Origin of the sequence: Desulfitobacterium sp. (assembly GCF_035539115.1) — a bacterium.
In the GTDB taxonomy this organism is placed as follows: domain Bacteria; phylum Bacillota; class Desulfitobacteriia; order Desulfitobacteriales; family Desulfitobacteriaceae; genus Desulfitobacterium_A.
Genome location: NZ_DATLJA010000065.1, coordinates 1 through 5,728 on the forward strand (window position 1 = coordinate 1; position 5,728 = coordinate 5,728).

The window sequence follows — 5,728 nt, forward strand, 5'->3', positions numbered from 1 at the left end:
AGGCGGTGCTTGGGTTTTCCGTCTTTATCCCTATAAGAAGCGACGATTTTATAGTAATTGTAGGTTTTACCTTCTTGCTTAAGGGTAACTTTTTTGAGAAACATGGTAGCCCTCCAGTCAAAAGTATTAGGACTACCCTAAATATAGCACATAAAGTGATGATTTCAAAGTAATAATGGGTATTTTCCATCAAATATCTAGGACTACAATATCAGGGTTAGTCGCCTAAAAGTCATGGCACATCAGGGTTTGGTAAAATATGTCGCCAAACTTGGGTATGATAAATACAATTGTTGTTGGTTTTAAGATAGGTGCTTTCTAATCTTAGTTAGAGGCTAAATTGAAACCTTTGTGGTTAAGACTGGCCAATAAGGGGGGGATGAAAGTTGCCTTTTGAAATGAATTTAATTGGTTTGCTAATCGTTTTCGTACTAGCATACTTTTTAGGTTGGAAATTTCGACGTTGGATACCATTGGGAAAGGAATTTAAAGTTGGTTCATTCAATGCTGTAGGAATATTGATCATATTTATGACGATAGATTCTTTCTTCCCGTCACACAGAAGTAATTTTTATTATGCAATAAGTTTTGGATTGGTGTTGGGATTTGCAAGTAACATTACTAGCTATGGACGAAAAAGAAATAGTCGCTTTTGGTTATGATTAGAGTCTTGATTTAAGATCATACCGGGGAAAGGAATGTGGGTATTGGAAAGAACGTTACTTGAATTATTTATACTGACGATTATTATTCACACAGTCGATACCCTAGCTTACTCGGTACGATTAAATTCAGTAAAAAGCGGACAAGTGGCCTTGTCGTTTTCCCTTTTTAATATGTTTGTTCTTCTCTCTAGGACTGCTAACCTGTTTCAAGGACCGTTAATTGGAAGTATCATTGGATTAAGCATTACTAGAGGTTTATATCCAGTAAACGATATGCGAATAGTTATCTTTGCTTCAACTGTAGGCACAATATTAGGTATTATATTGATACCGACCTTCTTAAGGATCTTCGAAGCGGCTATTAGGCGATTAGAACTAACCGGTTCTGTTCCGTCCCTTGTCGTAGAGGCACTACAAGCAAATAATATTAAAAGAATTGTAAGGAGTGCCACTCGTCCTTCAAAAACTATGTTAGAGAAACTAAGATTCCGAGAGATCCCGAAAAGATTACTGATTTTGAATACTTTAGTTACGGGGATTTACACAGTAGGTGTTCTTGCTGCAAACTATTCGGCACTTCTGGTTCCGGAGCAAGCAAGACTAGCGGCAGCGTCTTCGTCTGGAATGATTAATGGAATGGCGAGCATCTTACTAACCTTATTTATAGACCCAAAATCAGCAATAATTACTGACCAGGCATTAAGAGGAAAGAGGCCTTATGGTGATGTGAAGGCTTTGGTCGTTCTACTAATTGGGACAAAATTGATGGGTACGTTATTGGGCCAGGTGTTATTTTTGCCGGCCACCGAGGTTATTGCAAGTTTTTACAGATAGTGTTGACGTTAGCTAACATCCTGTAACGGCTAAACCCGCACCGTTATGGGATTTTGAGTTATATTAAAGAATGTCATGAAAGATAACCGACAATTGCAACTGAAACGTGAGCGAAAATTTTGCACCATGATTGAGTATAGATTTATGAAGGAGTTAACGTAATAGAATGATAAAAAGAGTATTAGTTGGCAGTCCAGTATATCGAAAACCGGAAATATTGGAGGCGTTTTTAAAGTCGTTAAAAGATCTTAACAGTCATACTATTTCTATCGATTATATATTTGTTGATGACAATATCGATGAAAACTCCTGGGGTATATAACAGAGAACATATACGTTATTTGAAACAGAATGATAAGCTTGTATAAGCATCCTCTTTTCTCTTAGAGGGTGTTTTTTCTATGTCCTTTACATTAATTAACCAATTATATTCCAAATTCGACATCCTTACTTCGGCAAAGTTCGATAGAAGTTTATGAGAGAATAGATTGTTGAGAAATTATATCCATTACATTGTCTCAAAGCCTATGTTTCGAAGTAAAGGTAATAAAAAATTCTTTAGACTTAGCTGAAATAATTTAATTAAGTATTTAATCAAAAGAAAGAAGTATTTGAGAAGGAGGTAAAATTGATGTTTTAAACTGAGTACGCTAATAAAATTGTAATTTATTAGAAGGGAAGGGATCGAATTTGAGACATAAACGCTTTTTCAATATCTTGGTGGCTTGCTTGCTTCTTCTGCAATTCACTGTCTATCCGGGATATGCCAAAGGAGCAGATCAAACAGTTCCAACGCTAACTTCTTCATCCGGAAAAACAAGCATTTCTGCAGATCAAGCAGTACAAATTGCTAAGAGCAACTTCAAAATCCCGGAAAAATATACCCAGTTATTCACCAGTTTCAACGACAACAATAATCGTAGATCCTATTCACTGAATTGGAATTCTCCTGAGCCTCCGGGTGGGAATTTCCAGGTTGGAGTCGATGCAAACACAGGCGAAATCCTGAATATGTATAATTGGGATCAACCCGGAAAACCCAGTTTTAAGATTCCCACTATTTCAGCGTCAGAGGCTGAAAAAACAGCCTTAGATCTTGTGACAAAACTTGCCGGAAAATATCTAACAGATTTAAAATTAGTTAAAGATGAAGGGCAAGTTGTCACCTTAAATAACTACCAGCCTTTTATGTATAACTTCCGTTGGGTGCGTGTAGTAAATGGTATTCCTTTCCCGGAGAATGCGATAAATATTAGTGTAAGCGGTGAAGATGGACAGGTCAAAAACTATAATTTCAATTGGACTAAAGATCTGGTATTTCCCGATGCCTCTAAAGTTATTTCACTGGAAAATGCCACCCAAGTTTTTACGGATACCCCGTTGCTTGAGTTACAGTATTACTTACCCCCAGTCATGAATCCTAAAGATCAAAAACCCCAACGCGTTTTACCTGTTTATAATTTATCAAGCCAATATTTTAATGGCGCAATTGATGCGCTGAGTGGAAAACCCGTAACCTTAGATTCACAAGCAAGTTTATATAAATCCTTTGGTTCGGTAAATGGCGTTTTAGGGTCCATTACACAATCCACTCAATCATCATCCACAACTGATGTAAAGCAAGACATTAAAGCTGATGCTCCGCAAATTGGCAGAGATGAAGCGGTAGAAATAGTTAAGAAATTTATTGATATCCCCAAAGAACTAACCCTTCTTAATTCGAGTTTAAATCCAGATTGGCAAAATCCTAACACACAAGTGTGGCAATTGGACTGGAGAAATCAACCCTCCGCCTCTAGAGATAATCGCTATTTGAGCGCTCGAGTAAATGCTAGTACAGGGGATTTGATCGGATTGAATATGCCCAGCTCTATCAGCACAAAAGATACAACCGAACCCCTTAGCAGAGAAAATGCCCAAAAAATTGCTGAGGAATTCCTTAAACGGGTACAACCTCAACGTTTTACTGAAACCAGAATTCAAACATCCTTCCAATACGGAGGGAAGATGCCTAACTCTCAGTCCTTTAACTACGTAAGGCAAGTCAACGGAATTCCGGTTTCTAACAATTCGCTGAACATCACCGTGGATACCGTTGGAAAAGGTGTCCTTCAATATAACATGAACTGGTCAAATGTTGAATTTCCAAGTCTAGATAATCTGATTACTCCCAACCAAGCCACAGAGTTTTTCTTGAAAGAACGTCCACTCACCCTAGGCTATACCCTGCTTTACCAACAAACAGAGCAAAAAGATGTACGCCTAGTGTATCAACCACAAATCAACTTTAGTCCTTCGACATCTCAAATGATTGACGCAAAAACAGGCGAACCTCTTGATTGGTATGGTAAGTCTAAATCTCAATGGGTGAAACCTCTTTATTTCAATGATATTCAGGGGAACTTTGCGGAGAAAGAAATAGGCCTGATGGGTCTTACCGGAGCCTTTGGTGAATATGGAGATAAGTTTAATCCGGATGAGACGGTCACCGTGCTTGGATTACTGAGAGCTATGGCCGTGGCTGAGGGGAATGGCCGAGATCATGTATTATCCGATGATGAAGTATTAAAATTAGCAAAAGATCGCGGCTGGACTAAGGGCGATACTTCTATACCTTATGAACTTAATAGGGAGTATTTAGCGAAAATCGTTATTCGCTTACTGGGGATGGAGATCGCTGCTCAAGCAAAAGGAATCTTCGCGGTTCCCTTTGCAGATGCAAATTCGATCTCAAGTGACTCTCTGGGCTATATTGCTTTATCCTGGGGATTGGGCATTTTGAAAGTTGACGACTCCACTTTTGCACCTCAAAAATCGGTTACAAGAGCCGAAGCGGCTTATGCGTTAGTCCATGCATATGCAGCAGCAAATCGTCCGTAATGTTTTCATGAAAAAGAGGAACGCAGGCTCACTTGAGTTGCGCTCCTCTTTTTTTGAGTTAATAACAGGTAATAAGCTTAACTATAGCGAAGTATTCTACAGATTATTCCAAATCGAGCGGACCCTGAGGGTTAGAAGTGTCAAACAAAAGGATGTGGTTATATGCTGTCATTAGAAGCATTTATAATAATCTCTCTCCTGTATTCGAATGAAAAAGATGATTGATTTAAGGAGGCATAAAATGTTAAGTTGTACTGGGTTTGACGATTGGTCTGGAGCATATGATGAATCGATCTCAAAATTATGTGAAGGCTATCCATTCGAAGGCTATTATGAAGTACTTTCTTTCGTGAATCAATGTGCTGATTTGTCCAATGGAATTCGGGTTTTGGATATTGGTATTGGAACGGGTCTGCTCACGAAAGAGTTGTATCAGCAGGGTGCAGAAATCTATGGAATTGATTTTTCGCCTAAAATGTTAGAATTGGCAAAGCATTGTATGCCCAATGGAAAATTCTTCTGCCATGATTTTGTAAACGGATTGCCAGTCGAAATTAAACCCATTAAATTTAATTATATAATTTCGTCCTATGCGATCCATCATCTCGATAATGATAAGAAACTATCTTTCATTGCGGAGCTTAAAGATAGTTTGGAGGACAATGGGAAAATTATTATAGCGGATATTGCGTTCCGAACAAAGGACGAGATGAAACATTATAGAGAGAATACCAAAGGATGGGATGAAGACGAGATTTATATGACAGCTGATGAGATGACGGAAAACTTGAGGAAGAGAATGATTAATTCAACTTATACTCAGATTTCATCGTGCGCAGGAGTATTGGAAATTGTTTAAGCGCTATAAATGAGAGGGGCACCTTATAACAGGGAGGGTAAAATGAAAGCGACGTTTTCATTTGCAAGTCGTATGAAGTATCTAAGCGCTGTGGTGCTGGTTACCCTTGTCATGCCAATAACAGGATGTGGAACCCAAAATAACATTTTGCCTTTACCTACATCAGCGAAGGAAAGTGCCGATAACCAAATCGCAATTACAAATGTAAGTAAAGAAGAATATGATATAATTTCAAATGCGGAATGTTAAATTTTATGTTTTGATAGATTTAACTTAATCCTTAAATCCGTACAAAATATTAATTTAAGAACTCCTATATCCGAGGAGTTCTTAAACTATTGAGATTTATACCCATGTGAGCGAGGAATATCGCGAGAATACAAAGCTCAGCTGATTCTTTAGATTTGAAAGGACGAGGAACGTTAATTATTACGATCTGCAATTTGTTTAGTTCTAGAAAGCAAGGTGTTCATATTAATATATGATAAAT

5 protein-coding genes are annotated in these 5,728 nt (G+C 38.0%); all 5 read left to right on the forward strand.

What is annotated here, in order from left to right; translation table 11 throughout:
* Positions 1 to 386 precede the first annotated feature (386 nt).
* The 5 genes from VM640_RS11490 (at position 387) to VM640_RS11510 (ending at position 5,487) form a co-directional block, all read left to right on the forward strand.
* Complete coding sequence (locus VM640_RS11490; RefSeq protein WP_325392325.1) at positions 387 to 662, forward strand: hypothetical protein; 276 nt, start codon at positions 387 to 389, stop codon at positions 660 to 662.
* A 45-nt stretch (positions 663 to 707) separates the two neighbouring features.
* On the forward strand, positions 708 to 1,499 hold the full coding sequence (locus tag VM640_RS11495) for a lipid II flippase Amj family protein (protein WP_325392327.1): 792 nt from the start codon (positions 708 to 710) through the stop codon (positions 1,497 to 1,499).
* Between the two features lie 690 nt (positions 1,500 to 2,189).
* On the forward strand, positions 2,190 to 4,379 hold the full coding sequence (locus VM640_RS11500) for a YcdB/YcdC domain-containing protein (protein WP_325392329.1): 2,190 nt from the start codon (positions 2,190 to 2,192) through the stop codon (positions 4,377 to 4,379).
* Between the two features lie 241 nt (positions 4,380 to 4,620).
* Positions 4,621 to 5,238 (forward strand): class I SAM-dependent methyltransferase, encoded by a 618-nt coding sequence (locus VM640_RS11505; RefSeq protein ID WP_325392331.1) that lies wholly within the window; start codon positions 4,621 to 4,623, stop codon positions 5,236 to 5,238.
* A gap of 72 nt (positions 5,239 to 5,310) precedes the next feature.
* The gene (locus tag VM640_RS11510; protein ID WP_325392333.1) at positions 5,311 to 5,487 is read left to right on the forward strand and encodes a hypothetical protein; all 177 of its coding nucleotides are present in this window, start codon (positions 5,311 to 5,313) and stop codon (positions 5,485 to 5,487) included.
* The last annotated feature ends 241 nt before the right edge of the window (positions 5,488 to 5,728 follow it).